This is a genomic window from Micromonospora parva, assembly GCF_040649675.1.
Lineage (GTDB): Bacteria > Actinomycetota > Actinomycetes > Mycobacteriales > Micromonosporaceae > Micromonospora > Micromonospora parva.
Window position 1 is genome coordinate 156,019 of the sequence record NZ_JBEZFX010000001.1, and the last position, 24,791, is coordinate 180,809.

The following is a 24,791-nucleotide window of genomic DNA, read 5'->3' on the forward strand; positions in this document are numbered from 1 at the left end:
CCAGGTCAGTGGTGGCGGCGAATCGATTCGCAGCGAATCGTATGACCTTTGTGGAATTTATGTCAATGAATGCAGTGCGACGTGACGCGCTGGCCGTGGGACCGACGGCCAGCGCGTCACCATTTCCGGGACGCCTACCGCCCCAGGAGCCGCCACGTCTGGTTCAACGGGCTGCCCTGGTTGGCCGCCCGGCAGGTCCACTGGTGCACCTGCGCGCCGGCCGCCGTGGAGACCGCGTTGACATCGACGCACTTGCCACTGTGGCGGGCGATGAGTTGGTAGTCGTGCGAGTCGTTGCCGGCGTAGGTCACCTTGCGCAGCGTGAACTGCTGGTTGAGGCCGTTCAGGCAGGTCCACTGGTGCACCGCCGCGCCGTCGGCGGTGGACACGCCGCTGACGTCGAGACACTTGCCGCTCTGCTGGTTGACCACCGTGTAGGTGTTGGCCACGCCGGCCACCGGCCGGAAGTTCCACAGCTGCTGGTCACCCCCGTCGCAGTGGTTCTGCTGCTGGACGTTGCCGTCGGCGGTGCTCAGCCCGGCGTTGTTCAGGCACTGCTGGGAGTGTTGGGCCACCGCCACCGACTGGAAGCCACCGTCCGAGGGGGGCAGCAGCGTGACGGTGTAGGTGTCGGTCTGGTTGGTGTACGGCACTGTCACCGTCGCGTTGTTGTTGGAGACCGTGACCACGCTGTTCGAGACCGTGACCGGCCCCGGCACGGCGCCACCGCCGTTGTGCGGGATGCGTTGGGTGACGACCCGGACCTGGTTGTTCTGCACGATGCCGCTGGTGGTGTCCAGGCGTTGCAGGTTGACTGTCAGGTTCCCGGTGGTACGACCACCGCCGAGCAGGACCTTCGCCGACCCGGCCGTCTTCGTGGCGTACGCGTCGTACGACTGGCTGGGGGTCACCGCGACGTTCTCGCCGACCTGGGAGGCGTAGTAGCGGTAGTTCCACCACTCCCCCTTGGGCTGGTGCTGGCCGGCCGAGTTGCGGATCAACAGGTTGCCGAGGTCGTTGTGCAGGCTGCCGCCGCTGGCCCAGTTCGCCCGCAGGCCGTCGGCCCGGGCCCGTTCCAGACGCGCGATGTACCAGGCGCCGTCGGCCGGGTTCTGCTCGTCCGGCGCGCCGTACTCGTTGATCTGGTACGGACGCGGGTGGGCGATGCCGCGCGGGTCGAGGGTGGCGTTGGCGGCGGCGACGTTGGCGACCGGGTCACCGGGCAGCGAGTGCCAGCTGATGATGTCCGGCACCGTGTTGGTCGAGCGCACGAAGTCCAGGTACTGGTTCCAGAAGGCGTGCGTGGTCGACGGCACGCAGGCGCAGCTCGGCCCGACGATGAGCTGGCTGGGGAACTCCGCCCGGATGCGCTGGTAGGTCCGACGCCAGAGTTCGAGGTACTGGGAGATCGGCCGGTTCCAGAAGATGGTGATGTTGGGTTCGTTCCAGATGTCCCACTGCACCGACAGGCCGGACGCCCGTACGTCGCTGATCAGGCGGGTCAGGAAGTTGTCGTAGTCGGTCCAGTTGCCGTTGTCACCGGGGAAGCGGGAGATTCCGGCACCGTCGGCGCCCCACAGGTCGTGCGGCAGGATGATGAACTTTCCGCCGAGGGACGTGGTCCGGCGCGCCTGGGCGAGGGTCGAGTTCCAGCGACGGTCGTACGTGCCGCCGACCCAGCCACTCCCCGGAAGCTGCGCGCCACCGGCGCGCATGTACTGGAACTTGACGTCCCGGTAGAAGTGGTCGGCGGGGCCGCTGGCGTTCTCGGTCATGCCGTAGATCCAGCCGGACGCGCGGTAGGTCGGCGCACCGCTGGTGGTGGAGAAGTTGACACTGATCGACTCGTCGGCGGCCTGGGCGGGGGACGCGACGACGGTGACGGCGGCTGCGGCGGCGAGCAGGCCGACGACGAGTCGGGCCGCGAACACGCGGGCTCGTCCTGACCTGCTGCGGGACGGGGTTTTCACGGGCGGCTCCTTGGTGGGGCGCGGGGGACGCTCTCCGGAGGGCAGCGCTTGCGAATCGATTCGCACGGATCGTAGGACCACGAACTGAACGATGTCAATGAGATGACGGCGCGGTTACGTCCACGTTGCCCTGCGATCCTCCTCGACCGGCCGACCGGCTCTTGACCCCCGGCCACGCCCAGACCTATCTTCGGGCGAACCGATTCGTCGAATCGATTCGCGTCATGGTTGGACTGGTCCAACCCGCGACGATCAACCCACACACCCCACCTGACGATCGATTTGAAGTGAGGCACCAGATGACCGGACTGAATCGTCGGCGGCGCCTGGCCGCCGTCGCCGTGATAGCTCTCGCCGCAGTGACGGGCAGTGCCTGCTCGTCGTCCACCGACGGCCCCTCCGACGGGGGCGCCTACCTCGTCTGGGACCCGTATCCGCAGTTCGCCGACGACTCCGAGTGGGTCGCGCTGCTCAAGAAGTGCGGCACCTCGGCCGGAGTGACGGTCGAGCGAACCGGCTACGACACCACCGACCTGACCAACAAGGCGCTGCTCGCCGCCCAGCAGGGGAACTCGCCGGACGTGCTGATCGTCGACAACCCGGTCATCTCGACGCTGGCCGAGGCCGGTGCGCTCACCACCACCGACGACAACAAGCTGGACGTCTCCGCCATGGAGAAGAACCTGCTCGGCGCCGGCCAGAGCGACGGCAAGACCTACGGGGTGCCGATCGGGGCCAACACCCTCGCCCTCTACTACAACAAGGACCTGCTCACCGCCGCCGGCGTCGATCCCGCCACCGTCACGGACTGGACGTCGCTGACCGCAGCCCTGACCAAGGTCAAGGCCAAGGGGAAGAAGGGCATCACCTTCTCCGCGATCGGCACCGAGGAGGGCAGCTTCCAGTTCCTGCCCTGGTTCTGGGGATCGGGGGCCCAACTGACCAGCCTGGACTCGCCGCAGGCGGTGTCCGCACTGACGCTCTGGACCGACTGGCTCAAGCAGGGCCACGCCCCCAACTCCGTCATCAACAACACCCAGACCACCAGCTGGCAGGAGTTCGCCACCGGCGACTACGCGTTCGCCGAGAACGGCACCTGGCAGTTGGCGAACGCGGAGAAGCTTCCCTTCGCGTACGGCACCATCCCGGTCCCGGCCAGCGCGGGCGGCCCGGCCCCGGCGCCCACCGGTGGTGAGTTCGTCTCCATCCCGGTGCAGAAAAACACCGGTCGTTACCAGACGTCGCAGCAGCTCGTCGCCTGTCTGACCAACGCCGACAACCTCCTCACCACGGACACCACGCTCTCCTACGTCGCACCCGTCGCCGCCGTGCAGGAGCGACAGGCGACCGCGGACCCGAAGCTCAAGGTCTGGGTGGAGGCGGTCCGGGCAGCCAAGGGCCGCACCGGTGACAACCTCGGTACGAAGTACCCGAAGATCTCCGAATCCCTGTGGACGGCGGTCCAGGCGGCCCTCAGCGGCGGGAAGTCACCACAGGAGGCGCTGACCGCCGCGCAGACCGCCGCCTCGACCAGGTAAGCGATCCGAACCGACACCATGCGCGCCACGACAGAGACCTCCACTGCCGTACGGGACCAGGGTGGGGCGGCGAGCACCGCCCCACCCGGGCCTCCCCCGTCCCGGGCCCGCCGGCCCAACCGATGGTGGGCCTGGGGCTTCCTGGCCCCGGTGACCATCTACCTGGCGGCCTTCTACGCCTACCCGCTCTACCGCAACGTCGAGTTGAGCCTGCGGGAGTACACCGTCCGCTCGTTCGTGCAGGGCGGGGCACCGTTCGCCGGCCTCGACAACTACCGGACGGTCCTGACCGACCCGGCGTTCTGGCCCACGCTCACGCACACGGTGGTCTTCACCGCGGCCTCGCTCGCCTTCCAGTTCACCATCGGGATGGCCCTGGCCCTCTTCTTCCACCAGCACTTCCCGCTGTCGCGCACGCTGCGGGCGCTGATCCTCGTACCGTGGCTGTTGCCGCTGATCGTCTCGGCGTCGACCTGGTCGTGGCTGCTCAACAGCGACTCGGGGCTGGTCAACGCGGCGCTCGGCGTCGTCGGGATCGACCCGGTCAACTGGCTCACCTCACCGGGCTGGTCGCTCACCTCGGTGGTCATCGCGAACGTCTGGATCGGCATCCCGTTCAACCTGGTGGTGCTGTACAGCGGCCTCCAGGCGATCCCGGCGGAGATGTACGAGGCGTCCGCGCTCGACGGCGCGACCGGGTGGCAACGGTTCTGGGGGATCACCTTCCCGCTGCTGCGTCCCGTCTCCGCGATCACGCTCCTGCTGGGGTTGATCTACACGCTGAAGGTCTTCGACATCATCTGGATCATGACCAGGGGTGGCCCGACCGGCTCCTCCGCCACGCTCGCCACCTGGTCGTACCGGCTCGGCTTCGGCAACCTGCTGCCCGAGTTCGGCCCGGGCGCGGCCATCGGGAACCTGCTCATCGTGCTGGCCCTGATCGCCGGCCTCGTCTACATCCGGATCGAGCGGAGGCAGCAGCTGCGATGACCACCTCGACGCCTCGGGCCTGGTGGAAGACCGGCGTCGGCCTGGTGCTGACCGGGCTGATGCTCTTCCCCGTCTACTGGATGATCAATGTGTCCTTCACCCGGGACCAGGACATGCGGGCCAGTCCCCCGCACCTGTTCCCCACGAACGGCACCCTGGACGGCTACCGGGCGGTGCTCGACCAGCAACTGCCGTACCTCGGCACCAGCTTCCTGGTCGGCCTCGGCACCGTGGCACTGACAGTCGCACTGGCCGCCCCCGCCGGCTACGCCCTGGCGAAGCTGCGGCCACCCGGCGGGCCGGCGCTGAGCTTCGTGCTGCTGATCGCGCAGATGATCCCGGGAATCATCATGGCGATGGGCTTCTACGCCATCTTCCTCACCCTCGGCGTCCTGAACACGCTGCCCGGCCTGATCCTGGCCGACACCACGCTCGCGGTGCCGTTCGGCGTCCTGATCTTCACGGCCTTCATGTCAGGCATCCCCGACGAGCTGCTCCAGGCCGCAGTGGTCGACGGCGCCGGTCGACTGCGGACCTTCTGGTCGGTGGTGCTGCCGGTCAGCCGCAACTCGATCGTCACGGTGTCGCTCTTCGCGTTCCTGTGGTCCTGGTCGGACTTCATCTTCGCCTCGACCCTGGCCGGAGGCGGCGACCACCAGCCGATCACCCTCGGCATCTACCACTACATCGGCAACAACAACCAGCAGTGGAACGCCATCATGGCCACCGCCGTCGTCGCCTCGATCCCCGCCGCCGTACTGCTGATCCTGGCCCAGCGCTACGTCTCGATGGGCGTGACCGCCGGCGCCGTCAAGGACTGACCATCCGCGGCGGTCGAGGACCGACCACCCGCACCACAGAGAGGCACCCGCCACCCATGACCGTCGCCCCGTCCGGTCCGGAGTTCGGAATCCAGGACATCCCGTTCAGCTACCGAGGATCCTGGTTCGACATCTCCCCGGTGGTAGCCGAGAAGACGTACGCCGACGATCTGCACCTGGTCTCGCACCAGACCGGGCTGCACCCCGTCCTGCGGCTCGCCCCCAGTGTCGCCGGCACCACCGTCGTCGCCACACCCACGGTGCTGACCTGGCACAACGGCACCGGCCGGATCGAGGCCGTCTACGACGGGCCGGACACCCTGCGGATCCGGGGCCACCGGCTCGGCCTGCGGGTGGCCGCCGCCGCGCACACCCTCACCCCGTTCAGCGGCACCTACCTGTACGCCGACCCGGTCGACGGGTCACACGTGTTCACCTCGTACGAGACCGGTCGCCGCTACCGGGTCACAGTGCTCTCCGGCGCTCTGTCGCGGACCGACGGCGCGCAGGCGCTCGGCACCGCCGACCGGTCCGTGGACCTGCCGGGCGACCAGCCCTGGGAGATCGCGATCGAGGAGTACGCCACGGCGCGCCGTCCGTACGCCGGATCCGTCGCCTTCGAGCGGTTGTGCCGTGACCGGATGGCCGAGTTCACCGCGTTCGTCGACGCGATCGCGCCCTGGCGTGGTGCCCAGACCCCGGCCGCCGAGCTGGCCGCGTACGTCCTGTGGTCGGCCACCGTCGCTCCGGCGGGTTTCGTCACCCGACCGGCCGTGCTGATGTCCAAGCACTGGATGGACAAGGTGTGGAGCTGGGACCACTGCTTCAACGCGATAGCCCTGGCTGCCGGCGAGCCGGAGCTGGCCTGGCACCAGTTCCAGCTGCCCTTCGACCACCAGGACGAGACCGGCGCCCTGCCCGACTCGGTCACCCACTCCGAGGTCCTGCACAACTACGTCAAGCCCCCCATCCACGGCTGGGCCCTGCGTCACCTGCGCCGACGCCTTCCCGAGCCGCCGGATCGGGCGGCGCTGGCGCAGACCTACGACCGGGTGGCGCGCTGGACCGGGTTCTGGCTCGACGCGCGGCGGGCCCCCGGCCACGACCTGCCGCACTACCACCACGGCAACGACAGCGGTTGGGACAACGCCACCACCTTCGACGACAGCCGGGTCCTCGAGACGGCCGACCTCGCCGCGTTCCTGGTGTCGCAGCTGCGCTGCCTCGCCGACCTCGCCACCGAGCTGGGTGAGCCCGCCGCCCGCTGGTCCCGGGAGGCCGACCGGATCCACGCTGCCATGCTGCGCGACCTGTGGGACGGTGAGCGTTTCCGTGCCCGTGACCCCCGTACCGGGCAGCGGCGATCCAGCCGCAGTCTGCTCGACCTGATGCCCGTCGCGCTGGGGGCCGACCTGCCGGCCCCGGTCGCCGCCGCGCTGGCGCGAGGCGTCGAAACCCACCTGACCACGCACGGGCTGGCCACCGAGCCGACGGACTCGGCCCACTACGTGGCCGACGGCTACTGGCGTGGCCCGATCTGGGCACCGTCCACGGTGCTGGTCGAGGACGGCCTGCGCCGGGCCGGGCAGACCAGGATCGCCGACGACATCAGCCGACGCTTCCTCGCCCTGTGTGAGAAGTCCGGCTTCGCGGAGAACTTCGACGCCGAGACCGGCACCGGCCTGCGCGACCGGGCGTACACCTGGACCGCGAGCAGCTATCTCATCCTCGCCGCCGCCGCGGAGCAACGGCGGGTCAGGGGCGGGTAGCCGGGTCGGATCAGCGGGCCCGGACCGGCCCGGTGCTGGAACGCAACGAGATGGGCGGGCTGTAGAGGCGGTGTCGTGGCACGGCGCCGGGAGCCGCGATGATCTCCAGCAGGAGCGCCACCGCCTCGGCGCCCATCTCGACCATCGGCACGTCGGCGGCGGTCAACGGCGGACGGAAGTCCTCCGCCCAGTGCTGCGCGGCGACGCCGGTGACGGAGAAGTCGCGGGGCACCGACAACCCGGCGCCGGTCAGCGCGCGCTGCATCCCGGGCAGTGCGGCCTCGTTGATGGTGGCCACCGCGGTGACCTCCGGGTGCGTGGCGAGCAGCTGCTCCATGCACGCCTCGCCGGAGGCCGTGTCGTCGCCGCTGCAGACCTCCACGCCGGTCAGCCCCCGCTCCAGCGCCGCCGCACGAAAGCCGGCCAGCGCGCGATGGCTGGGGCCGTATCCGGCGGCCACCAGCTCCGCCGACCGGTTCACGAGGGCCACCTGCCGGTGCCCCAGATCGGCCAGGTGTTGCACGCACCGGGCGATCAGGCCGGCGTAGTCGATGTCGATCCAGCTCATCCCGTGCGGCTCGGCGGTCCGGCCGATCGTGACGAACGGCAGCCCGGCCGTGGTCAACCGGGTCACCCGGTCGTCGGCCAACCGGATCTCCATCAGGACCACGCCGTCCACCCGACGCCCGGTCACGATCCGTTCGAAGGACCGGTCATGGTCGCCACCGGAGGGGGACAGCAGCACATCGAGGTCGTGGCGGGCGGCCGCCTCGACGACGCTGGCGACGAAGCCCAGCTGCATGTCTGTCAATCGCTGGCTGGCCGGCGGGATGACCAGCCCGAGGGTGCGGGTGCGCCCCTCCTTCAGCGCGCGGGCGCTGGCGTTCGGCCGGTAGTTCAACTCGTCGATGACCGACTGGATGCGTTGCCGGGTCCCCTCCGAGACGCTGCGTTTCCCGCTGAGCACGTAGGAGACGGTGCTGCGGGACACCCCCGCCCGACGGGCGATCTCCCCGATGTTCATCAATCGCCCTCGAATCGATTCTTGCCCCGACACGGGGACGCACCTTGCACCGCCGGCCAGCATATCCGTCCTCAGGCTCATCGATCGACAACCAACGTGTGCCAACTAGCGCTCATAGATGGACGACTATTAATGTCACAGGTATGACGTGTGACGTCAATCTCCGCACCGCACCCCGTCCCGTACCGGAAAGGATCCGATGAATGTGAAGAGAAAACTGGGTCGCCTGATGGCCGCCGCCGGGACCCTGCTGGCAGTGGTCGTCAGCGCCGGCGTCTACGTGGTCTCGGACACCCCGGGCGTCGCCCATGCCGCCGGCACCGGCCCGTGCGACATCTACGCCTCCGGCGGCACACCCTGCGTGGCCGCGCACAGCACCACCCGCGCGCTGTACGGCGCCTACAACGGCCCGCTCTACCAGGTCCGACGCTCGTCGGACAACACCACCCGCGACGTGGGCGTACTCAGCGAGGGGGGCTACGCCAACGCCGCCACCCAGGACGCCTTCTGCGCCAACACCAGCTGCGTCATCACGATCATCTATGACCAGTCCGGCCGCAACAACCGGCTCACCCAGGCACCGCCCGGCGGCTTCGCCGGCCCCGCACCCGGCGGTTGGGACAACCTCGCCGACGCGAAGGCGGCCCCGGTCACCGTCGGTGGCCAGAAGGCGTACGGCGTCTACATCGCCCCCGGCACCGGCTACCGCAACAACAACACCAACGGTGTCGCCACCGGCGACCAGCCCGAGGGCATCTACGCGGTCGTCGACGGCACGCACTACAACCAGTGGTGCTGCTTCGACTACGGCAACGCCCAGACCAACAACCTGGCCGACGAACGCGCCATCATGGAGACCGTCTACTTCGGCGCCAACAAGCAGTGGGGCTACGGCGCGGGCGCCGGCCCCTGGATCATGGCCGACCTGGAGTGGGGGCTGTTCTCCGGGGTGAACGCGGGCTACAACAACATCGCGTCCATCAACCACCGCTTCGTCACGGCCATGGTCAAGGGCGAGCCGAACCACTGGGCGATCCGGGGCGGAAACGCTCAGTCGGGCAGCCTGACGACCTACTTCGACGGGCCACGCCCCAACGGCTACCACCCGATGAAGAAGGAAGGGGCCATCCTGCTCGGCATCGGCGGCGACAACAGCATCACCGGCCGGGGCACGTTCTTCGAGGGCGTACTGACCTCCGGCTACCCGACGGCCGCCACCGAGAACGCCGTCCAGGCCAACATCAACGCCGCCGGCTACGCACCGGCCGGAGGCGGCAACCCGCAACAGAACGCCCAGGTCGTGGGCGGCCAGTCCGGGCGCTGCGCCGACGTACCGAACGGCACCACCACCAACGGCACCCAGGTCCAGCTCTGGGACTGCATCAGCAACAGCACCGCGCAGCGCTGGACCTACACCGCCGGCAAACAACTCCAGGTGTACGGCAACAAGTGCCTCGACGCCTTCGGCCAGGGCACCACCAACGGCACCCAGGCCATCATCTGGGACTGCCACGGCGGCACCAACCAGCAGTGGAACCTCAACTCCAACGGCACCATCACCGGCGTCCAGTCCGGGCTCTGCCTCGACGCCAACGGCGCCGCCACCGCCAACGGCACCAAACTCATCCTCTGGGCCTGCAACGGTGGCAGCAACCAGCAGTGGTCCACCCGCAGCTGACCCACCCACCCACTGATCGGTCGCGCCGCCCCCCGCAACGCAGCCGGGGGCGGCACGACCGGCGACGTCCCACACCGGCATCGTTGCTTTATATATCGCGGTGCGATATATATCGTGCATGGACCTCAGTGAGCAGACGTTCCTGATCCTCTCCGCCCTCGCCGACCAACCCCGGCACGGCTACGCCGTGGTGACGGAGGTCGACCAGATGACCGACGGCAGGATCCGGTTACGCGCCGGCACCCTCTACGGAGCCCTTGACCGTCTCGTCGCCCAGGGGCTCATCGCCCCCGACCACGACGAGGTGGAGAAGGGTCGGCTGCGACGTTTCTACAAACTGACCGACGCGGGGGCAGACGCCATCCGTGCCGAGAGCCAGCGGATGGCCGGAGCGGTCCGGCTCGCCGAGGAGCGCCTCAGCAAACGTGCCGCCCGCAACGCTCCGCGCCTCGGGACCACCGGATGAACCCGGGCAGGAGCAGTCTGGAGCGACGATATCGACGGCTGCTGCGGCTGCTGCCAGCCGCGCACCGCACCGCCCGCGGCGAGGAACTACTCGGACTGCTGCTGGACCTCGACCACGGCCGCCGGCACCCGAGCTGGCACGAGACACTGCACATCGTCGCCCTGGCTATCCGACTGAGACTCACCACGCCCGTCACCACCACAGCCCTCACCACTGGCCTCAGTGCCCTGCTCGTCGCCGCCGGCACCCAGCCCGCCGGTCAGACCCTGGACCTGTTCACCGGCGCCGTCCTCGCCACCGACATGCCGGCCATCATCGCCGGCTGGCCACAGACAGTCGGTCTCGGCCTGCTGCCCCTCGCACCGCTGATCGCCTGGCTGTGCGGCGCGGCCCGGACCGCCCTCACCGTACAGGCGATATTCCTGACGGCCACCGTCGGTTGGTTCGTCGTCGATGCTCGCAACGGCGGCGGCATGGGCACGAATCTCGGCCAACAGCTCTTCACCACCGCCGTACCGGTCTCGATCCTCGTCCTGCTCGTGATCGCCGCCCGCGAGCGGTGGACCGCGCCCCGGCCGCGCCTGTTCTGGTGGGCCCTCGTCCCGCTCGGGATCCTCGCCTGGAAAGGCACCGGAGCATGGGGACGCCACGGCGTCTACGTTCTCGACGCCGTGCCGACGGTCCTGGGGATCCTCGCCGCCGCCACCGCCGCTGTCGTCGCCGCCTTCGCGGTCCGCCGCCATCGGCCCGCCGTCATCGTCGGCGTCGGACTCACCGGATTCCTGGCCGGGTGGCTCATCCCCGACCCGCTTCTCGTCAACACGGCGATGCGGCACTTCGACGGTCAGCCGCTACCACTGGCAATCCTCATCACGGTGATCGCCGCCATTGTTACCGGCATCGATCGCCTCACCCGCCGCCACCAGCCCGAGGTGCGGTTGAACCCGTGATGCGCTGAGCACCAGCTTCGGGTTCAGACGAGCGGCGACCGCGGCGGAACACGGTCCGCTGCGGTCGCCGGACCGCGCCGGATCACCGCAGCCACCTCGCGCAGGTCATCGTTGAGCTGGTGATCGCGCTCCGGCAGCCGGTGCAGACGCGCCTGCGGGATGACGTCGGCGTACCGGTCGGCGTGCGACGGTGGCGCCGTGTCGTCCCGGAGGCCGTGGAACACGTGCACCGGCACCTCGCGCGGCAGCCTCGCGCCGAGGTCGGGCGGCAACTCGAACTCGTCGGCGGCCCAGCCGCCGGTGCCGACGAACGGGGCGGCGATCAGCACGATCGCGCCGAGCACCCGCTGCGGTGGCTGCTCGGCGAGGGTGTGGACGAGGATCGTCCCGCCCACCGAGTGGCCCACGACGACCGCCCCGTCGGCCAGCGCCGCGGTCTCCCGCCGGATGGCCGCGCTCCAGGTGGCGTAGCTCGGGTCGTCCTCGTCGGGCATCCGCGGATAGCGGACCTCGTACCCGTCCCCGAGCTCACGGCGCAGGCTGTCCACCAGCCGGTTGTCCCACTCGTCGTGTACGCCGGCACCGGCTCCCTGGATCACCAGGATCTGCGTCCCCATGCCGCTGTTGTCCCCGACCCACGGGTGTCACAAACGGGCGAACGCGCGCCGCCCGGTCCGGGTAGGTTTCGGGGCCGGGCGAGAGGCGGGGGCGCGTGGTCAAGGGTTGGCACGGTTGGCTCGGCACGATCAACGGCGTCGTCCTCATCACGGTGCTCCTGCTGCCGTTGGCCGCGCTGACGGTGTGGGCGGTGGCGCGCCGCCGACGTGCCGCCGGCATCACCTCGGCGTGGCGGACGTCGCTGGCCGACGTCGGCATCGTCTACGGCACGGTGCCGTGGGTCTGGATGATCATGTTGCCGGGCGACCAGGCCGGTGTGGTGTCCGGCCGGGTGGCCCTGGTGCCGCTACGCGACCTGCTCACGATCTTTTCCGACGGGGGCCCGCTGACGGCGACGGTCCAGGTCGTCGGCAATCTGCTGGTCTTCGTTTCGGTGGGGTTCTTCGCCCCGCTGCGGTTCCGGGCGCTGGCGTCGGTACCGCGAATCCTGGCCCTCGCAGCCGGCTCCTCCATCCTGGTCGAGACCGCCCAGTACGTCCTGCGGCTCGACCGGGTGTCGTCGGTGGACGACGTCCTGCTCAACGCCGCCGGCGCCGGACTGGCGGCGTGGGCGTCCCGCCGGTGGTGGCGAGCCGCGCCGGATGCGTCAACGGATCGCCGACCTCACAAGCGCGGCCGCCACCCGGCTACCATCCGCTGGTGATCGAGGAACTGATCGGCAGAGCGGCGGACGGGGACGACGACGCGATCGAGGAGTTGACCGGGATCGGTGCCGCCGATCCGCGGAGACTGTCGCCGTACCACGCAAGTCTGCTCGACCTCGATCTGCTGTGGCCGGCGACGTTGTACCGGGCGGCGAACGCCGACGTGGTCAGCCGGGTCATCGAGCAGATCGACGGCGGGCGGACGCCGGACCAGCTCAACCACCTGCTCCTCATCCTGGCCCACAGCGGGCACCCGCTCGCCGAGCGTGCCCTGCGTCGCTGGTCGACGCAGCCGCCAGCCGGTGCGGACGACCTGCACGTCGGCGTGCTGAGCTATGCGCTCGAGGGCGGTTGGACGATCGGGCCGGACGGCAACCGCCGGGACCTGTGCGCCGACCTCGCGTACCGGTGGGTCATGCGGGACGGGCCCGCGCCAGCCGACCGACCCGCCTGCCCCTGGTGCACGTCACCCCTCTGGGTCGCCGCCGACCTTGACACCACCGACCCCACGATCCGCGCCGCGCTGGCACATACCGGCTGGTCCGGCCGCCTGGTCATCGAGACCTGCCACTTCTGCGCCTGCTACACGACGTTGTACAGCCGGGTCACGCCGGCCGGCACCACCGACTGGTGGGCTGACAACATCCGTCCGAGCTACCTGGGCGGTGACGTCGGGCCGGAGGACCCGCCGACGCTGCTCCCGGTTCCGGGGCCGGCCCTGGCGAGCCCGTACCAGGCCAGCGCCTGGAACGAGGGTGGCTCGACGGTGGGTGGTCGGCCCGACTGGATCCAGGACGCCGAGCACCCCGACTGCCCCGGCTGCGGCGAGCCGATGGACTACCTGGGCCTGATCGGGGGTGCCGACCTGGACGAGGTCGGCGAGGGCGCCTACTACCTGCACCTGCACCAGCCGTGCGGGTTCGCCGCGGTGAACTACCAGCAGAGCTGACCGCGGTTCGTGGCGATGGTCAGTCGGGGGACGCCGGCAGCCGCTCCAACCTGGCCAGCCCGGCCCAGCCCCGCTCCCGGACGAGGTCCAGCAGGCGTTGCAACCGCGGGTCGGCCTCGACGGCGAGCGCGTCCAGCAGGTCGAACGGCAGGTCGTCCTGCCCCACCTCGCCGAGGTCGATCTCGCCGGAGGCGTACGCCTGCTCGGCCAGGCCGGCGATGAGGTCGGCGGCTTCCTCCAGGCGCGCGTCGTCGCCCGCGTCGCTGTCGAAGACCCCGGACAGGATCTGGTACAGCCGAACGACCTGCGGGTCATCCAGCTGCGCGATCTTGCCGGGCATCCAGTCGCCGACGCGGTCGGGCCAACGGGCCGACATCAGGATCCAGCCGTCCCGCTCGCCCGCCACCACCCGCTCCGAGGCCCCGATCTCCCGGAGCCGGTCGAGATAGGCGATCACCTGCGGCGGGAGTGCCAGCCGGTCCCCGGCGGCGAGTTGCGCGATCTGCTGACGGCTGGCCTCCAGTCGGGCGATCTCGTCGCCCAACTGCCTGTCGATGTCAGCGACCGCGGCGGCGAAGGTCGGCGCGTCGGCCTCCAGCATCTGACCGATCTGGGACAGCGGCACCCCGGCGTTGGCGAGGATCCGAATCCGGATGAGGGACACCGCCGCCGTGGCGCCGTACCGCCGGTAGCCCGAGGCGTCCCGCTCGGGCTCCGGCAGCAACCCGATCTGGTGGTAGTGGCGCACCGCCCGCACCGTGACGCCGGCGTACGCCGCCAGTTGGCTGATCGTCAACATGCACTGATCCTGCCTTGCGAGTCGTCCGGCCCCACCCGAATCCGCATCAGGAGATCTTGCGGCGGTAGGTCAGGTTGGCGAACACGTACGCGACCACGAGGATCCCGACGCACCAGGCCAGGGCGGCCCAGATGCCGGCACCGACCGGCTTCTGCGCGAAGATGTCCCGGATCGCGTTGACGATGGCGGTCACCGGCTGGTGCTCGGCGAAGGCGCGCACCGGGCCGGGCATCGACGCGGTGGGCACGAAGGCCGAGCTGACGAACGGCAGGAAGATCAGCGGGTACGAGAACGCGCTCGCGCCGTCCACCGACTTCGCGGTGAGGCCGGGGATCACGGCGATCCAGGTCAGCGCCAGGGTGAACAGCAGCAGGATGCCGGCGACGGCGAGCCAGTCCAGCACCCCGGCGCCGGTGCGGAAGCCCATCACCAGGGCCACGAGGACGATCACGGCGAGCGAGATCAGGTTGGCGACCAGCGAGGTCAGCACGTGCGCCCACAGCACCGAGGATCGGGCTATCGGCATGGACTGGAACCGTTCGAAGATGCCGCCCTGCATGTCCAGGAACAGCCGGAAGGCGGTGTACGAGATGCCCGACGCGATGGTGATGAGCAGGATGCCGGGGAGCAGATAGTTCACGTACGAGTCGGAGCCGGTCTCGATCGCGCCGCCGAAGACGTAGACGAACAGCAGCAGGAAGGCGATCGGCATGACAGCGGTCGTGATGATGGTGTCCGGGCTGCGGGCGATGTGGCGCAGTGAGCGTCCCAGCAGGACCGTCGTGTCGCCGAGGAAGTGCTTGTTCATCGTTGTTCCTTCTCCGTCTTCGTGCCGACGAGGGTGAGGAAGACGTCCTCCAGGGTCGGCTGCTTCTCCACGTACTCGACCTGGGCGGGTGGCAGGAGCTGCTTGAGTTCGTCGAGGGTGCCGTTCACGACGATCCGGCCCTCGTGCAGGATCGCGATGCGGTCGGCGAGCTGCTCCGCCTCGTCGAGGTACTGGGTGGTGAGCAGCACTGTGGTGCCGCCACTGGCGAGTTCCCTGACCGCCTGCCACACCTCGATGCGCGCCTCCGGGTCCAGCCCGGTCGTCGGCTCGTCGAGGAAGATCACCGGCGGGTTCCCGATCAGGCTCATCGCGATGTCCAGCCGGCGACGCATGCCGCCGGAGTAGGTCCGCACCCTGCGGCTGCCCGCCTCGGTCAGCGAGAAGCGCCGCAGCAGGTCGTCAGCGATCACGCCGGGCTCACTGAGGTGGCGCAACCGGGCGACCAGGACCAGGTTCTCCCGGCCGGTGAGGATTTCGTCGACAGCCGCGAACTGCCCGGTGAGGCTGATCGCCTGCCGTACGTCGGCGGCCTGGGTCGCCACGTCGAAGCCGGCAACCCGGGCGGTCCCCCCGTCGGCCTTCAGGAGCGTGGCCAGGATTCGCACCACGGTGGTCTTGCCGGCCCCGTTCGAGCCGAGCAGGGCGAAGATGCTGCCGCGCGCCACGTCGATGTCGACGCCGCGCAGCACCCTCAGCTGCTTGAACGACTTCTCCAGGCCGTGCACGTGGATCGCTGGCTGCTCGACCTGCGCTGTTGGTGGCGGGATGCTCATGGCGTCAGCATGGAGGGTTGACGCAGCGTCAAGGTCAAGCCCGCAGGCCGCCGACATCACAACCCGCACGCCGTCGCGACCCTGACTCTTCACCCCGATGTCACCGTCCGCTCCCACTGGTGACGTGTCGCCGTCCGCCCGCAGGAGTTGGCTGCGAGCCGTCGCACTTGTCCTGACCAGGAGCTGATCCGCGTGCCTTCCTCTCGTCGTACCTTCCTCGCCAGCGGTGCCGCCGCCGGCGTCGGCCTTGCCGTCGCGGGCGGCCTGCCGTCCCTGGCCCAGGCCAGCCCGGCCCGGCCGCACCCGCCGGTGAAGCCCGGCAACGTGCCCTTCCCGCCGCTGGTGGACGACCCCAAGGGAGTCCTGGCCCTGCCCAAGGGCTTCAGCTACACGGTGATCACCCGGACCGGCGTCACCCGGCTCGACCGCGGCCAGGGCGTGACCCCCTCGGACCACGACGGCATGGCCGTCTACGACGCCGGCCGGGGCCGGTACACCCTGATCCAGAACCACGAGATCGACCCGGGCGCCGAGTTCGGTGTGCCGCACGTCAAGGGGACCGTCTACGACGCGGGCGCTGTCGACGCCGGCGGTTGCACAGTGATCAAGACCGACCTCGCGGGCCGCAACCTGGGTGAGTTCGTGGCGCTCTCCGGCACCATCTCCAACTGCGCCGGCGGGCCGACCCCCTGGGGCACCTGGCTCACCTGCGAGGAGACCGAGGACCGGGCCGGCGACAAGTGGGAAGAGGGCAACCGCTCCGGCGTCTACCAGAAGGACCACGGCTACGTCTTCGAGGTGTGGGCCGACGGCAGCGCCGACCCGAAGCCGATCAAGTGCCTGGGCCGCTACTCCCACGAGGCTCTGGCCGTCGACAGGGACCGCACCCGGATCTACCTCTCCGAGGACGCCGACGGGCCCAACGGCCTCTTCTACCGCTGGACGGCGCCGCACGGCGTCAAGCTGGGCCCGGGCGTGCTCACCCGCCTCGCACCGAACGCCGGTGTCCTCGCCGCCATGCAGATCATCATGGACGACGGTTCGGTGCTGCCGGACGTCGCGTACCTGACCTCCGCCCAGTTGGGCCGCCCCTTCCCGGTCCGCTGGATCGAGGTGCCGGACCGCGACGCACGCACCACGTCGGTACGCGAGCAGTTCGCCGACGGCCAGGTCACCCGGGGACGCAAGTTCGAGGGCGTGTGGGCCACCGACGAGGGCGTGTACGTGGTCAACTCGTACGCCTGGGACGAGGGTGACCTGCCGGCGGACGCGGCGCCGCACGACGGCATGGTGTGGTTCTACAACTTCAAGGACCAGACCATCCAGTTGGTGACGTACTTCCCGCACCAGACCCAGTCCGAGGAGGGCACGGCGGTCAGGTACACCGACCTCACCTTCGACGGCCCGGACAACGTGACGGTCACCCCGTGGGGCAGCCTCGTGCTCGCCGAGGACGGCTCCGGCGCCTCGCACGTGCTCAGCACCATCCCGGGCGGCCCGACGTACCCGATCGCCCGCAACCAGCTCAACGACTCGGAGTTCTGCGGGCCGACCTTCAGCGCCGACGGCAAGGTGCTCTTCGTCAACATGCAGGACCCGGGCCTCACCCTGGCCATCACCGGTCCGTGGGAGAAGTACCTGGGCTGACCGAGCCCGCACGGAGGGGCCAGGCGACTCGCCTGGCCCCCCGACTCACTCCACCTTGGTGAGAAGTGGTTTCCCCTTCTCGACGACGTACGTGGCCAGCTCGACAGCGATACCGTCACCGACATTGCGGGCCTGGTGATGCACACCGTACGGAACGGTCAGCGCGTCGCCGGGATTGCACACCACGGGCGGCTGCCCCTCGAGCCGGTATTCCAGCGTTCCCTGCAGAACGCAGATGATTTCCTCGCCGGGGTGGAAGTGCTTGAACGGTGGCGAATCCGGCGTGAACTCCACCCGGGTCTGAATGACCTCCCGCCCGGGGATGCTGAGGTCGTGCCGTTGCAGGTCGATCCGCCACAGCCCCGGCGCTGACTCCACCGCCGTGGGGCTGATCCCCGCAGGTCGATCCTTGCTGCTCATGACGGCCTCCTGTCAGCCGTCGGGCCGACGGCCACCACTCAGATGTGGTGCATCTCCGTCGAGGATAGGTAGCCGTCGCCGATCAGGGGCGCGGATGCCGACACGGCGGCCCGATTCCGCGACGCTGGCGTGCCGCTTTCCGGCACGCCGCCGGGCTCACCGACGTCCCAGCAGCCCTCGTTCGGTCAGGTGGGCGCGCAACGTCTCGGCGTCCTCGGCGGACATCAGCCAGCGCGGAATCACGGTCGCCGGCATCCGGCCGACGTACACGACCCAGAAATCTCCGACGTCACGTACCTGGTCGACCCCGTCCCAGGCGATGCCACCGGACTCGGAGCCGCTGCGCATCATGATGTTGTCATCGGTGATGTCGTACGCGCCCGCGACGGCGTAGCGGCCGGAGCGACGTCGGGCGCGGGCCAGCACCCACGGCCGGTACAGCATCGACAGCACACCGGCAACGACCAGCGCGGTCCACAGCGGTGCACTCCGCTCGCCCCACCCGAACCCCCGCGAGATGACGAGGCCGATGACCCCGACCGCCGTCAGGACCGCTCCGATATAGCCGAATCTGCGGAGCCGGACGGCGCCGAGCGCGGCGGCCACCCGGCCGGGGTAGGCGGGATCGGCGGGGACGTCGAAGCGGATGTGCACGCCAGAACGATAGTGCCCTCGTCCGCCCCGGGCAGCGCCTTACCCCGCCCTGCTCGTGACGAGGCCCGTGCGCGTCGTGGTGCGGCAGTCTGGTGAGGTGAACCTCCACGAGCCCGCCGACGACGTCCGAACCCCCCGGGCCCAGGCCGGGTCCAGCCCGCAGCACCTTCTGACGACCCTGCTCGGCGAGTACCTCGACTCCGCGGAGGCCGACCTGCCCTCGACGGCGGTCATCGCGATGCTGGGCGAGTTCGGGGTCAGCGAGTCCAGTGCCCGTGCCGCGCTGTCCCGGCTGGTCAAGCGTGGTCTCATCGCCGTGCGGGGGAACCGCCGGCCGCCGGTCTACCACCTCACGCCGCAGGCGATCGCCAAGCACCGCTCCCGGATGCAGCACTTCCTGAACTTCGGCTCCCACCCGGCGTCCTGGACCGGCGAGTGGCTGTTGGCGTCCTTCTCCCTTCCGAGTTCCGGCCAGGCGTCCCGTCACGCGCTGCGCAGGTCGTTGAGCGCACTGGGCTTCGTGGGCCTGTACGACAGCGTGTGGATCCGGCCGGGGTCCGACGCCGCGCCGGTGCGGGAGGCGCTGCGTGCGTTGCTGCGGCACGTGGAGGGCGCCCGGTGGTCGGTCCTGCACGCCCGGTTCGACGAGGAGACCGGGCCACACGGTCCGGCCGCCGCGTACGACCTGACCGCTCTCGCCTCGGCGTACGCGAGCTTCGTCGCGCGGTACGCGCAGCTACGGGCGGCCGCGCGCAACGGGGAGGTGGACGGGGCCCGGGCGCTGGTGGCGCGCACCTCGGCCATGGACTCCTGGCGGAAGTTCGCCGACGTCGACCCGGACCTGCCCGCGCATCTGCTACCGCAGCCCTGGCCCCGTGCCGAGGCCCGGGAGACCTTCCTGGACATCCACACCATGCTCGGCTCGCTCGCCCAGGCGCGTCTGGTCGAGGTGATGACGCCGCACTGGCCGCAGGCCTCGTCGTGGATCACCCATTTCCGGGCGTCGAGGAACCCCTCCCGCCCGGCGCCGATCGGCGGCAGACCACCTGTTGGCTGACCGGTCGCGGCCGGTCAGAATAGCCGAGACATTGACACTTTTCGTTACGAGAGTGATAGTAACTGCACACAGCTCCCATCGGATCGCCTGTGGGGACCGCGGCCGGGCGGTCGCCGGCGCCGGACGAGCGGGCAGTGGTGGCCGAGGGCACGGCCACCGCCCAGGCCGCGACGCGCCCCTGTCGACCAGACCCGTGGCCAGCGCCGACCACCTTCGTCGGGGTGCGGATGACACCACCACCCCAGGGAGCGCCACCGTGACTGTTCCTGGAGGGTTCAATGAGAAGGCGATCGAAGATCTACGCGGGCCTGGCGGCCGCCATCGTCCCGGTCACCTCCGTGATCATGGCGCTGAGCGGGACACCGGCGTCCGCCGCCGTCGGCGGCTCCGGCCCCTACCCGGCCGACTACGAAACCTCGACCACCCTTGCCAATCACACCATCTTCCGACCCCAGACACTCCCGTCCGAACGCCTGCCCATCGTCGTGTGGGGCAACGGCGGCTGCTCGGCCAACGGCCTCTCCCAGGGCAACTTCCTCCGCGAGATCGCCTCCCACGGCTTCCTGGCCATCGCCAACGGTGCTCCGAACGGGTCCGGCTCCACCACCTCCCAGATGCTCACCCAGTCCATCGACTGGGCCGTCGCGGAGAACTCCCGGCAGGGCAGCAAGTACTACAACAAGATCGACACGAGCAAGGTCGCCGTCGCCGGCTTCTCCTGCGGAGGCTTGGAGGCGTACGCCGTCTCGAACGACCCGCGCGTCACCACGACCGGCATCTTCAGCAGCGGACTGCTGAACGACGCCGACGACTACCAGCTCCGGAGGCTGACCAAGCCGATCGCCTACTTCGTCGGCGGGCCCAGCGACATCGCGTACCCGAACGCCATGGATGACTGGGGCAAACTCCCCGCCGGCCTGCCCGCCTTCATGGGCAACCTGAACGTCGGGCACGGCGGCACCTACGACCAGACCAACGGCGGCGAGTTCGGTCGGGTCGCGACCCTCTACTTCAAGTGGCGCCTGAAGGGTGACACCACCGCCGGTCGCAACTTCGTCGGCGCCGACTGCGGTCTGTGCCGCAGCCAGTGGAGCGTCCAGCAGAAGAACCTGACGCTCGACGACGGCACACCGCCCACCACGCCGCCGCCGACCACCCCACCTCCCACCACGCCGCCGCCCACCACGCCGCCGCCCACCGGCACCCCCGGCTGCACCGCTGTCTACTCCGTGCAGGACCAGTGGAACGGCGGATTCGTCGCCAACGTCAGCGTCACCGCGGGAACCACCGCGCTGACCGGCTGGCGGGTCACCCTCACCCTGCCCGGCGGCGCGTCGGTCAGCTCGCTGTGGAACGGGGTCAGCAGCGGCACCAGCGGCACCATCACCGTCGCGAACCAGAGCTACAACGGGCGACTGGCCGCGGGACAGGCCACCAGTTTCGGATTCCAGGGCACCGGCACCGGCAGCGGAGCCACCGCGAGTTGCACCGGAAGCTGACCACGTCGCTCGGCGGGCCGGTGCCCCGGCACCGGCCCGCCGAGGGTGCCCGAAGGTCAGACGGGTAGGGAAGACTGGCCGGCATGGCTGATCTGAGCGACATGAAGGCTGCGCTGCAGCTCTACCTTCAAGGGACCCGCGAAGACCTCATCTGGAAGCTCGACGGGCTCAGCGAACGCGAGGTCAGGCTGCCCCGCACGGCGACCGGAAACAACCTGCTGGGCATTCTCAAGCATTGCCTCAATGTCGAAGCCGGCTACTTCGGGCCCACCTTCGGCCGCGAGTTCCCGACCCCTGACGAGCTGGTCCCGATGGCGGCGTTCGACGAGGACCCGCAGGCCGACTGGTACGCCCGGGAGGACGAGACGAAGGACGGGCTGATCGACCTGTATCGCCGGGTCGCCGCGTTCGCCGACCAGACGATCGACCAGCTACCGCTCGACGCGCCGGGGCACGTGTCGTGGTGGCGGCCCGGTTCGCAGGACGTGACGCTGCACCGGATCATCATCCACGTGACCTGCGATCTCGCCCGTCACGCCGGGCACGCCGACATCATCCGCGAACAGCACGACGCGGCGATCGGCCTTCGGCGGGACAGCACCATCCTCCCCGACGACTTCGACTGGCCGGCCTACGTCAGCAAGCTGACGAAGCTGGCCGACCGCTTCGCATGAGCGGGATACCCGTCGACCGGCGAGACGACCTCGCCCGGATCGAAGCGGCGTTCGTGGGCACCCCACTGGCCGGCCTGCCGATCGGGCACGGCCCGGCGGGCACCATCCTCGTCGCCGACGTCGACCCCGATCGTCTGTACGAGGCCTGGCGGGCCGCAGACGCGCTGGTGCCGGTCACCGGACGTCGGCCCGTCCTGGTCACCGACGACTTCGACGACGGGCTCACGATCCGGCCGGAGCCCGAGCAGGGTCCGTCGGAATCCGAGCTGCGCGCGTTCGCCGAGGCCGCCGCGTCCTCCGCACCCTGGCTGAGCTACCGCCACTACAGCGAGGACCAGCAGGTCGAGCAGAGCGAGATCGACTACCATGCGCGGGGCACGACCCGCGTCGACCTGAGCGCCCTGGTGTCGGACGTGGCGCTGCCGACGCCCGTCCCGGTGCTGGAGCGGGCGATGTACGACCGGCTGCTCACCGACGCCGACCTGCACGCCCAGGTGCTCGGCAAGGTGCGGCTCGTGACGCAGACCGACTACTGGTTCACGCCCGACAGCGTCCTGCTCATGCTGGTGCCCACCAGCGACGTCCGCAGCTCGGCGTACTGGGTGGACTTCTACGGTGCGCTGACCTGCGAACATCAGCGGAAGCTCGCCGAGGTGCTGGCGCAGTGGCGGCACCGGTGGGACGCCCGACTGGTCGCGTCCTGGGGCACCATGTTGCAGTTCCAGGTGGGCCGTCGCCCGACGCCGGGTGACGAGGCGTGGGTCGCCGCCGGTCAGCTCAAGGCGCTAGCCCCGAGCCTCGACCTGCGCCGGTGGGAGGTCGCCGTCGCCCTATCGGCCGGTGACGTGTGGTTCGTCCACAACCGGCCCTGACCGGCCGACGGCGCGGGATACCGCACGGATCAGTTCGAGCGGTTCCTCGGTCCAGTGGGAGACGAGGACCAGCTCCCGGGCCGGATCCACCCACAGCAGGTGTCGTCCGCCGTTGCCCCGGGCGCTGCGGCCGGTGGCCGGGGCTCCCGGCCACGGCACCTGATCGTCGTTGAGCCACCACAGATAGCCGTACTCCCGCTTCACCGGGCACGGAGACCACGACTGATCAACCCACTCGGCGCTGAGCAGCCTGGTCCCGGCATGGGTCCCCCGGTCCAGGAAGAGCTGACCGATCAGGGCCAGGTCCCGGGCGGGGACGATCAGCCCTCCGCCCCAGTGTGCGCCGCCGGAGACCACAGCGGTCGGGCGACCGTCGATGTCGACGACGCTCGTCCGGTACCCGTGCCACGACCACCGGTCGGAGGCGCCCAGCGGGTCCATGACCCGCTGCCGCAGCACCTCCGGCAGCGACCGGCGGAGCAGCAGCGTCAACGCGTACGCCAGCAGGTTCATCCGCACGTCGTTGTACGCCCACCCCTGCCCCGGAGGCGTGCCGTGCACCTCCGTCCGCTCGCGGAAGCTCTGCGCGTCGACGCTCGTCGGCTTGCCCCACAGCTCGCCCTCCCACTGGCTCGACTGCTGCAGCAGATGACGCCAGGTGATCTGCTCGTTGTGCGGCCCGCGGAACTCAGCGACGTCGACGACCTGGTGCACCGGTTGGTCCGGCACCAACAGCCCGTCGTCGAAGGCCAGGCCGGCCACCACGGACACCACGGACTTGGTGACGCTGAAAGCCATCTCCGGGACGTCCGGGTCGCCCCAGGCCGCGACCTCGCGACCGCCGACCAGGACGACGCCGCTGGCCCCACTGGCGGCGAGCAGCGGACCGACGACCTCGCGGTGGCTGGTGTCCGCGACCTGCGCCGCCAGGTAGGTCTCGATGTCGGCGGCGTCTCTCGTCCACCGCGCGCCGAACTCCCGGACGACCCGCTCCAGCCGCTGCTGGTCCACCGACAGGTGACGCATGCCCAGCAGTGTCCAACACCGGCAGGACGAGCCGCGACCGGCCACCTAGGATCGGCTGACCGTCGCCGGACACGAGGAGCATCCCGGATGACCCTGCTGGAGCGGCTGCACCGGGCCGGCATGCGTGAGGTGGTGACGGTGCGGCCGGTGACGGGCGGGCTCGCGGCGCTGGCCGGCATCGCCACCCGCCGGAACGCTCCGCCGGTGTTCGTCAAGGGTTTCGCCGATCCGCCGGCCGACGACGTCTTCGCCGCCGAGGCCGACGGGCTGGCCGCGCTGCGCGAGCTCGGCGGGGTGGCGACCCCCGAGGTGATCCTGGCGGATCGGGACCTGCTGGTGTTGTCGGTGCTGCGGGCCAGGCCGCAGAGCGAGGTCTTCTGGGAGCGGTTCGCGCACCTGCTCGCCCGCCTGCACCTGAGCACCACCCATCCTCGCTTCGGCTGGCACCACGACAACTGGCTGGGCCGCCGCCGCCAGATCAACACCTGGAACGACGACGGCTTCGCCTTCTTCGCCGAGCACCGGCTGCTTCGCTGGCTCGATCAGCCCCGCGTCGAGGCGGCGCTGGACGCGGCGGACCGAGCCGCGCTGGAACGGCTCTGCGACCGGCTGCCGGACCTGCTGCCGGACCGGCCGGCGTGTCTGACGCACGGCGACCTGTGGGCACAGAACATCATGGCGACCGTGGACGGAGAGCCAGCGCTGATCGACCCGGCCGTGTCGTACATGTGGGCCGAGGTGGACCTCGCGCACGTGTGGTCCACCTCTCCCCCACCCGAGGCACGACGGATGTTCGCGCTCTACGCGGAGCTGACCTCGCTCGACGGCGACTGGGAGGCCCGTATGCCGCTCATCCAACTGCGGCAGCACCTCGCCGTGCTGGCCCAGTTCGACGACGACTGGGGTGCGGCTGAGCAGATCCGCGCCGTCCTCGCCCCGTTCCGGACCCGACAGTGAGCGCAGGCCCGGCCGTCGACAACGGCAACCGGCCCGCCCGTGACGGGATCGACGTCCGTCGAGAGACCCGCGAGCGGAGCTGAGGTCGGGGACTCCACTACGGTGAC

General features: G+C 70.1%; 24 protein-coding genes. 15 read left to right on the forward strand and 9 right to left on the reverse strand.

What is annotated here, in order from left to right; genetic code table 11:
* Window positions 1-134: 134 nt before the first annotated feature.
* Complete coding sequence (locus AB0C03_RS00645) at window positions 135-1,931, reverse strand: RICIN domain-containing protein (RefSeq protein ID WP_357633084.1); 1,797 nt, start codon at window positions 1,929-1,931, stop codon at window positions 135-137.
* A gap of 338 nt (window positions 1,932-2,269) precedes the next feature.
* On the opposite strand from AB0C03_RS00645, the gene AB0C03_RS00650 reads away from it, so the two are divergent.
* The 4 genes from AB0C03_RS00650 to AB0C03_RS00665 are packed head-to-tail and all read left to right on the forward strand — an operon-like array spanning window position 2,270 to window position 7,088.
* Window positions 2,270-3,508 carry a sugar ABC transporter substrate-binding protein gene (locus AB0C03_RS00650; protein ID WP_030333826.1) on the forward strand — a complete coding sequence of 413 codons (1,239 nt, stop codon included), beginning with the start codon at window positions 2,270-2,272 and terminating at the stop codon, window positions 3,506-3,508.
* Between the two features lie 18 nt (window positions 3,509-3,526).
* A complete protein-coding gene (locus AB0C03_RS00655) occupies window positions 3,527-4,498 on the forward strand; it encodes a carbohydrate ABC transporter permease (protein WP_030333824.1) in 972 nt (323 codons plus the stop codon).
* A complete protein-coding gene (locus AB0C03_RS00660; RefSeq protein ID WP_030333822.1) occupies window positions 4,495-5,319 on the forward strand; it encodes a carbohydrate ABC transporter permease in 825 nt (274 codons plus the stop codon). Before AB0C03_RS00655 ends, AB0C03_RS00660 begins: the two co-directional genes overlap by 4 nt.
* A gap of 56 nt (window positions 5,320-5,375) precedes the next feature.
* Entirely contained in the window at window positions 5,376-7,088 is a 1,713-nt protein-coding gene (locus tag AB0C03_RS00665) for an amylo-alpha-1,6-glucosidase (RefSeq protein WP_030333820.1), read from the forward strand.
* A gap of 10 nt (window positions 7,089-7,098) precedes the next feature.
* On the opposite strand, the gene AB0C03_RS00670 is transcribed toward AB0C03_RS00665, so the two are convergent.
* Complete coding sequence (locus AB0C03_RS00670) at window positions 7,099-8,112, reverse strand: LacI family DNA-binding transcriptional regulator (protein WP_030333818.1); 1,014 nt, start codon at window positions 8,110-8,112, stop codon at window positions 7,099-7,101.
* Between the two features lie 199 nt (window positions 8,113-8,311).
* Between AB0C03_RS00670 and AB0C03_RS00675 the strand changes: the two genes are divergently transcribed.
* From AB0C03_RS00675 to AB0C03_RS00685, 3 genes are all read left to right on the forward strand, one after another.
* Complete coding sequence (locus tag AB0C03_RS00675; protein WP_030333817.1) at window positions 8,312-9,790, forward strand: arabinofuranosidase catalytic domain-containing protein; 1,479 nt, start codon at window positions 8,312-8,314, stop codon at window positions 9,788-9,790.
* Between the two features lie 118 nt (window positions 9,791-9,908).
* Complete coding sequence (locus AB0C03_RS00680; protein ID WP_030333815.1) at window positions 9,909-10,256, forward strand: PadR family transcriptional regulator; 348 nt, start codon at window positions 9,909-9,911, stop codon at window positions 10,254-10,256.
* Window positions 10,253-11,206, forward strand: coding sequence for a hypothetical protein (locus AB0C03_RS00685; RefSeq protein WP_357633092.1), 954 nt, complete (start codon window positions 10,253-10,255; stop codon window positions 11,204-11,206). The genes AB0C03_RS00680 and AB0C03_RS00685 overlap by 4 nt, the downstream gene beginning before the upstream one ends.
* Before the next feature lie 23 nt (window positions 11,207-11,229).
* Here AB0C03_RS00685 and AB0C03_RS00690 read toward each other — a convergent pair whose 3' ends face one another.
* Window positions 11,230-11,823 carry an alpha/beta fold hydrolase gene (locus AB0C03_RS00690; RefSeq protein ID WP_210861673.1) on the reverse strand — a complete coding sequence of 198 codons (594 nt, stop codon included), beginning with the start codon at window positions 11,821-11,823 and terminating at the stop codon, window positions 11,230-11,232.
* A 95-nt stretch (window positions 11,824-11,918) separates the two neighbouring features.
* Between AB0C03_RS00690 and AB0C03_RS00695 the strand changes: the two genes are divergently transcribed.
* Entirely contained in the window at window positions 11,919-12,527 is a 609-nt protein-coding gene (locus tag AB0C03_RS00695; RefSeq protein WP_210861672.1) for a VanZ family protein, read from the forward strand.
* Window positions 12,524-13,477, forward strand: a complete 954-nt coding sequence (locus AB0C03_RS00700; protein WP_357633096.1) for a hypothetical protein — start codon at window positions 12,524-12,526, stop codon at window positions 13,475-13,477. Before AB0C03_RS00695 ends, AB0C03_RS00700 begins: the two co-directional genes overlap by 4 nt.
* 19 nt (window positions 13,478-13,496) lie before the next feature.
* Here the strand turns inward: AB0C03_RS00700 and AB0C03_RS00705 are convergent, their stop codons facing one another.
* The 3 genes from AB0C03_RS00705 to AB0C03_RS00715 are packed head-to-tail and all read right to left on the reverse strand — an operon-like array spanning window position 13,497 to window position 15,878.
* Window positions 13,497-14,276 carry a MerR family transcriptional regulator gene (locus tag AB0C03_RS00705; protein ID WP_210865657.1) on the reverse strand — a complete coding sequence of 260 codons (780 nt, stop codon included), beginning with the start codon at window positions 14,274-14,276 and terminating at the stop codon, window positions 13,497-13,499.
* 46 nt (window positions 14,277-14,322) lie between these two features.
* The gene (locus AB0C03_RS00710) at window positions 14,323-15,084 is read right to left on the reverse strand and encodes an ABC transporter permease (RefSeq protein ID WP_030333805.1); all 762 of its coding nucleotides are present in this window, start codon (window positions 15,082-15,084) and stop codon (window positions 14,323-14,325) included.
* Window positions 15,081-15,878 carry an ABC transporter ATP-binding protein gene (locus AB0C03_RS00715; RefSeq protein WP_030333804.1) on the reverse strand — a complete coding sequence of 266 codons (798 nt, stop codon included), beginning with the start codon at window positions 15,876-15,878 and terminating at the stop codon, window positions 15,081-15,083. The genes AB0C03_RS00710 and AB0C03_RS00715 overlap by 4 nt, the downstream gene beginning before the upstream one ends.
* A gap of 192 nt (window positions 15,879-16,070) precedes the next feature.
* Between AB0C03_RS00715 and AB0C03_RS00720 the strand changes: the two genes are divergently transcribed.
* Complete coding sequence (locus AB0C03_RS00720; protein ID WP_030333802.1) at window positions 16,071-17,525, forward strand: alkaline phosphatase PhoX; 1,455 nt, start codon at window positions 16,071-16,073, stop codon at window positions 17,523-17,525.
* 45 nt (window positions 17,526-17,570) lie between these two features.
* On the opposite strand, the gene AB0C03_RS00725 is transcribed toward AB0C03_RS00720, so the two are convergent.
* Window positions 17,571-17,945: a cupin domain-containing protein gene (locus AB0C03_RS00725; RefSeq protein ID WP_030333800.1), complete on the reverse strand. Its 375-nt coding sequence runs from the start codon at window positions 17,943-17,945 to the stop codon at window positions 17,571-17,573.
* 156 nt (window positions 17,946-18,101) lie between these two features.
* On the reverse strand, window positions 18,102-18,599 hold the full coding sequence (locus tag AB0C03_RS00730) for a YcxB family protein (protein ID WP_357633102.1): 498 nt from the start codon (window positions 18,597-18,599) through the stop codon (window positions 18,102-18,104).
* 97 nt (window positions 18,600-18,696) lie between these two features.
* Here AB0C03_RS00730 and AB0C03_RS00735 point away from each other — a divergent pair, with 97 nt between their 5' ends.
* The 4 genes from AB0C03_RS00735 to AB0C03_RS00750 all read left to right on the forward strand — a co-directional run bounded on the left by AB0C03_RS00735 (window position 18,697) and on the right by AB0C03_RS00750 (window position 22,701).
* Complete coding sequence (locus AB0C03_RS00735; protein ID WP_357633104.1) at window positions 18,697-19,656, forward strand: PaaX family transcriptional regulator; 960 nt, start codon at window positions 18,697-18,699, stop codon at window positions 19,654-19,656.
* 278 nt (window positions 19,657-19,934) lie between these two features.
* Window positions 19,935-21,155 (forward strand): cellulose binding domain-containing protein, encoded by a 1,221-nt coding sequence (locus AB0C03_RS00740; RefSeq protein WP_357633107.1) that lies wholly within the window; start codon window positions 19,935-19,937, stop codon window positions 21,153-21,155.
* An 83-nt stretch (window positions 21,156-21,238) separates the two neighbouring features.
* A complete protein-coding gene (locus tag AB0C03_RS00745; protein WP_357633110.1) occupies window positions 21,239-21,829 on the forward strand; it encodes a DinB family protein in 591 nt (196 codons plus the stop codon).
* Entirely contained in the window at window positions 21,826-22,701 is an 876-nt protein-coding gene (locus tag AB0C03_RS00750) for a DUF4253 domain-containing protein (protein WP_357633113.1), read from the forward strand. The genes AB0C03_RS00745 and AB0C03_RS00750 overlap by 4 nt, the downstream gene beginning before the upstream one ends.
* Here the strand turns inward: AB0C03_RS00750 and AB0C03_RS00755 are convergent.
* Complete coding sequence (locus AB0C03_RS00755; protein ID WP_357633116.1) at window positions 22,660-23,727, reverse strand: serine hydrolase domain-containing protein; 1,068 nt, start codon at window positions 23,725-23,727, stop codon at window positions 22,660-22,662. The genes AB0C03_RS00750 and AB0C03_RS00755 overlap by 42 nt on opposite strands.
* A gap of 87 nt (window positions 23,728-23,814) precedes the next feature.
* Here AB0C03_RS00755 and AB0C03_RS00760 point away from each other — a divergent pair, with 87 nt between their 5' ends.
* The gene (locus tag AB0C03_RS00760) at window positions 23,815-24,684 is read left to right on the forward strand and encodes a fructosamine kinase family protein (protein ID WP_357633119.1); all 870 of its coding nucleotides are present in this window, start codon (window positions 23,815-23,817) and stop codon (window positions 24,682-24,684) included.
* The last annotated feature ends 107 nt before the right edge of the window (window positions 24,685-24,791 follow it).